Origin of the sequence: Reyranella sp. (genome assembly GCF_050185545.1) — a bacterium.
Lineage (GTDB): Bacteria > Pseudomonadota > Alphaproteobacteria > Reyranellales > Reyranellaceae > Reyranella.
Window position 1 is genome coordinate 2,173 of sequence record NZ_JBFWZI010000185.1, and the last position, 5,511, is coordinate 7,683.

General features: G+C 71.1%; 3 protein-coding genes. All 3 read left to right on the forward strand.

The window, feature by feature from the left end; translation table 11 throughout:
• Positions 1-188 precede the first annotated feature (188 nt).
• The gene (ggt, locus tag AB7O82_RS31235; RefSeq protein WP_428621067.1) at positions 189-1,796 is read left to right on the forward strand and encodes a gamma-glutamyltransferase; all 1,608 of its coding nucleotides are present in this window, start codon (positions 189-191) and stop codon (positions 1,794-1,796) included.
• An 82-nt stretch (positions 1,797-1,878) separates the two neighbouring features.
• Positions 1,879-3,192, forward strand: a complete 1,314-nt coding sequence (locus AB7O82_RS31240) for an NAD(P)/FAD-dependent oxidoreductase (RefSeq protein WP_428621069.1) — start codon at positions 1,879-1,881, stop codon at positions 3,190-3,192.
• The coding region (locus AB7O82_RS31245; protein WP_428621071.1) for a xanthine dehydrogenase family protein molybdopterin-binding subunit at positions 3,189-5,511 on the forward strand (2,323 nt) is incomplete at its 3' end. The genes AB7O82_RS31240 and AB7O82_RS31245, both read left to right, overlap by 4 nt.

Sequence of the window (5,511 nt, forward strand, 5' to 3'; positions counted from 1 at the left end):
GACGGGGGGGTTATCGCCCGCTATTTTTTCTATACTTGTGGGGGCGAGACGCCCGCGGTCCAAGGAAGAGCATGAGCGCCACGGTGTGGCGCGCTCCCGGCTAAGACCTTGTTTCTTGCTGGTGGCGCGCCCCCAGCCAATCGAGTCGGTCCCATGCGCCCGTCGAATCTGCTAGTCATCGACCTGACATGATCGAATTCAACGCTGGCCGTCCGGCCGCCCAGTCGCCGCACGGCATGGTGACGTCGCCCCATGCGCTCGCCTCTCGCGCAGGCGCCGATCTGCTGAGACGCGGCGGCTCCGCCGTGGACGCAGCAATTGCCGCCAGCGCCACGCTGTCGGTGGTCTATCCACACATGACCGGCATCGGCGGCGATGCCTTCTGGCTGATCCACGACGCCGCGACCGGCGCAGTGCGCTACATCGACGGCGGCGGCCGCGCAACATCGCGCGCCTCGCTCGATGCCTTCGCCCGACGCGGTCTCGCCGAGGTGCCCTATCGCGGGCCGTTGGTCGGCACGCTCACCGTACCAGGCTCGGTAGCGAGCTGGACGATGGCGCATGCCGCCTATGGCCGGCTGCCCCTGGCGCGCTGCCTCGACACGGCCATCGGCTATGCGCGCGACGGCTTTCCGATGTCGGCGCGGCTTGCCCATTGGTGCGAGGCGGTGCGCGAGGAACTGGCGAAGAGCCCGGAGGCGGCAGCGATTTTCCTCGGCGGCGGCAAGATGCTCGCCAATCCCGATCTCGCGCGCACCCTGCAGGCAATCGCCAGCGACGGCTGGTACGGCTTCTATGCGGGCGACGTGGCGCGCGAGCTGGTGCGCTGGTCGCAGGCCAACGATGGCTTCTTCACCGCCGACGATCTTGGTGCGCAGGTCGCGCGCTGGGGCGAGCCGCTCAAGGGGAGCTATCGCGACGTCACGATCTTCGAGACGCCGGCCCCCACCCAGGGCTTCGCCGTGCTGCAGATGATGCACCTGCTCGAGCCGTTCGAGCTGCATCGCAAGCCGTTCCTCGGCGCCGACGCCGTGCATCTCATGGTGCAGGCCAAGCAGCTCGCCTATCACGACCGCGACCGCCATCTCGCCGACCCGCGCTTTGCCGACGTGCCGATGGATCGCCTGGTCTCCAGGGCGCACGCCGACGCGCGACGCCCTCTGATGGATCCGGCACGCGCCATCCCGTGGGACCGCCTTCCCTCCGAGGGCACCCTGGCCGGCGATACCGTCTACATCGCCGCGGTCGATCGGGACGGCAATGCCGCCTCCCTGATCCATTCGCTCTATGGCGGCTTCGGCGCCGCCGTCGTCGCCGGCCGCACCGGCGTGGTGCTGCAGAATCGCGCCGCCTATTTCACGCTCGATCCCGGCCATCCCAACCGGGTCGAGCCGGGCAAGACACCCCTGCACACGCTCATTGCGTCGCTCGGCTTCCGCAATGGCAAGCTGTGGAGCGTGCTGGGCTGCATGGGCGCCGACGGCCAGCCGCAGATCCACCTGCAGACCTATCTGGCCATGATCGATCACGGTCTCGATATCCAGCAGGCGGTCGAGATGCCGCGCTTCCTGTCGGGCCGCTTCGCGATCGGCCAGCCGCGCGACATGCTGCATCTCGAAGCACGCTTCCCCCGCGCCACCCTCGACGAGCTCGAGCGGCGCGGCCACACGCTCGACCGTTGGGGCGACTGGAACGAGCTCGCCGGCCACGCCCACGGCATCACCATCGACCCGGTCACCGGCATGCGCTCGGGCGGCGCCGACCCGCGCAGCGACGGCGAGGCGGTGGGGTGTTGACTCGTCTTCTCGAGGACCGCGGGCGTCTCGCCCGCTCTTCTCTCGAGCGGGCGAGACGCCCGCGGTCCACAAGATCATGAGCATGACTGACAACGATTATCCGGCGAGCTGGTACGCCGCTACCCGGGACGCGAGCCCGGAGCGGCTGCCGCTGAGCGGTCTTGTCCAGGCCGATGTCGCGGTGGTGGGCGGCGGCTTCGCTGGCCTGCACACGGCGCGGCTGCTGGCGATGCGCGGCCAGCGCGTTGTGCTGGTCGAGCGCCGGCGCATCGGCTGGGGCGCCTCCGGCCGCAACGGCGGCTTCGTCAGCCCGGGCTACGCCGCCCGCACCGCGGCGCTGGTCGATCGGCTCGGCGTGACGCACGCGCGCAGGCTCTATGCCCAGTCCAGGCGCGGCGTGGCGATCGTGCGCGAAGCGATCCAGTCCTTCGCCCGGCCCGACCTGCTGATGGGCGAAGCCAAGCTCACCGTGGCGCGCACCGACCAGGGGGCCGATTTTCCCGACCGCATCCGCGCGCTGGCGGCCAAGCTCGACGCCGGCTTCGAGCCGTGGGACACCGCGCGCGTGCGCGCGCTGCTCAGCACCGAGCGTTACCACCAGGCGATTCACGATCCGCACTCCTTCCAGGTTCATCCGCTCAACCTCGCGCTCGCACTGGCGCGCGACATCGAGCGCCGCGCCGGCCACGTGCACGAGATGAGCGAAGCCGTGCGCCTGGAGCGCCAGGGCACCGCCTGGTGCGTGCGCACCAAGGGCGGCGAGATCGCCGCCCACCATGTCGTGATGGCGGGCAATGCCGATCTCGGCCGGGTCCAGCCGCGGCTCGCCCGCGCCATCCTGCCAGTGGCGACCTACGTCGCAGTGACGGCGAAGCTCGGCAAGAAGCTCGCCGACGCGGTGCGCTGGACCGGCGCGATCTCCGACACGCGCCGCGCCGGCGACTACTATCGCATCGTCGACGGCGACCGTCTGCTGTGGGGCGGCCGCATCACCACCGACACGCGCGAGCCTGCCAATCTGCGCGCCACGATGCGCGGCGACATTCTGTCGGTCTATCCGCAGCTCGGCGAGGTCGCGATCGAATATGCCTGGCCCGGCATCATGGGCTACGCGCCGCACATGATGCCGCAGGTCGGCGAGATCCAGCCCGGCCTGTGGGTCTGCTCGGCGTTCGGTGGCCACGGGGTTGCCCAGACCGCCGCCGGCGCCGATGCTGTCGCCGCCGGCATCACCGGCGAGGACGACCGCTGGAAGCTGTTCGCGCCCTACGGCACGCGCTGGGCCGGCGGCGTCGTCGGCCGGCTCGCCACGCAGCTCGTCTACTGGCGACTGCAGGTTGGCGACTGGTGGGACGAGAAGCGACAGGCGAGGAACGCGGAGACGCTCAGGACATGACCCTTTCGACCAGCGCCGACTCGCGGAGATCAACGATCGGCGATTCGCCGCGCCGGCGCGAGGATGCCCGCCTGGTCAGAGGCGCCGGCAGCTATCTCGACGATCTGCGCTTCGAGGGGCTCGCCCACGCCGTGGTGCTGCGCTCGCCGCACGCCCATGCCTGGATCCATGGCGTCCACGTCGAGGCGGCCCGGCGCGCGCCCGGCGTGCTCGCGGTGCTGACCGCAATCGATGCCGGGCACGACAAGCTCGGGCCATTGCGGCCCTATGCCGAGGCCAACGTCCAGACCGGCGAGCCGTTCGCCTTCGCGCCGCAGCCCCTGCTCGCCGGAACGAAGGTGCGCTTCGCCGGCGAGCCGGTGGCCCTGGTCGTGGCCGAGACCCAGGCCCAGGCGCTCGACGCCACCGAGCTGATCGAGATCGACTACGAAGCGCTCGACGCCGTGACCACGGGCGCGGCGGCACGGGCCGCCGGCGCGCCGGTCATCGCCGACGAGGTGCCGGGCAATGTCTGCCTCGACTGGCACACCGGCGACAGCGCCGGCGTGGCAGCTGCATTTGCCCGCGCCGACCACGTCGTGCGGCTCGAGCTCGACAACCATCGCATCACCATCAACCCGATGGAGCCGCGCGGCTGCGTCGGCCGGTTCGATCCGGCAGACGGGCGCTACACGCTGCATGTCTCGAGCCAGAACATCCACATCAACCGCAACCACGTGGCGCGCGCGCTGGGCGTCGAGCCCGCCCGGGTGCGCTTCATCGCGCCGGACGTGGGCGGCGGCTTCGGCGCCAAGAACTTCGCGTACGCCGAGCACGCGCTGATCCTGTGGGCGGCGCGCCGCATCGGCCGGCCGGTCAAATGGATCGCCAGCCGCAGCGAGGTGTTCCTGTCCGACCATGCCGCGCGCGACGTCGTGGCCGAGGCTGCCCTGGCACTCGACCGCGACGGCCGTTTCCTGGCGCTCGAGGTCTCGAGCGTCGCCAATCTGGGCGCCTACATGGCGGGCGCCGGCGGCGGCGTGCAGACCTACCAGTACGTCCATCTGCAGGGCACGGTGTATCGCATCCCGTCGATCGCGCTGCATGTCGTGGCAGTGCTGAGCAACACCGCGCCGATCGGCGTGACGCGCGGGCCGGGCTTCGCCGAGACGGTGAACATCCTGGAACGGCTGATCGACGCCGCGGCCCTGCGCTTCGGCTTCGACCGGGCCGAGCTGCGCCGCCGCAACATGGTGCCGGCCGACGCCATGCCGATGACCAACAGCTTCGGCTTCCAGGTCGACAGCGGGGCCTTCCCGCAGACCTTCGACCAGGCGCTGACGCGCGCCGACCTGGCAGGCTTTGCCGCACGACGCCGGGAGAGCGAGAGCGCCGGCAGGCTGCGCGGCCTGGGCTTCGCCTATCACATCAAGGGCACCGGCGGCCCGCCCGACGAGAATGTCGACGTGCGCTTCGAGGCCGACGGCACGATCTCGCTGATCACCGGCACGCAGCACATCGGCCAGGGGCACGAGACGACCTTCCCGCAGATCCTCGCCCATCGCCTGGGCGTGCCCAACGAGCGCATCCGGCTCCGCCAGGGCGATACCGACCTGATCGTGGCCGGCGGCGGCCACGGCAGCTCGCGCGCCACCTACATGGGCGGGACGGCGATGTGGCGCGCGTCGGACCAGATCATCGCCAAGGGCACGGCGCTCGCCGCTGACACCCTCGAGGCGGCCGAGGCCGACATCCACTTCACCGACGGCCGCTTCGTGGTCTCCGGCACCGACCGCGCCATCGGCCTGATGGAGGTGGCGGCGCTCGGCCGCGCCAGGGGCGAGCCGCTCGACACCTACCATGCCTGGACGCGCGAGCACCTGACCTTTCCCAACGGCGCCCATGTCGTCGAGGTCGAGATCGACCGCGAGACCGGCCGGGTCACCCTGGCGCGCTACACCGCGGTCGACGATTACGGCGTCCTGGTCAATCCCATGATCGCCACCGGCCAGGCGCACGGCGCGATGGCCCAGGGGGCGGGCCAGGCGCTGCTCGAGCACGCCGTCTACGACCCGGGGTCGGGCCAGATGGTGGCGGGATCGTTCATGGACTACGCCCTGCCGCGCGCCGACGACCTGCCGTCGTTCGATCTCGGCTTCAACGGCACGCCGTGCACGACCAATCCGCTGGGCGTGAAGGGTTGCGGCGAGGCCGGCGCGATCGCCGCCTTCCCGGCCATCGCCAATGCCATCCTCGACGCCCTGGCGCCGCTTGGCGTCGCGGGCTTCGACGGTCCGGCGACGCCGGACCGCATCTGGCGGGCAATGCGGCAGGCGGAGG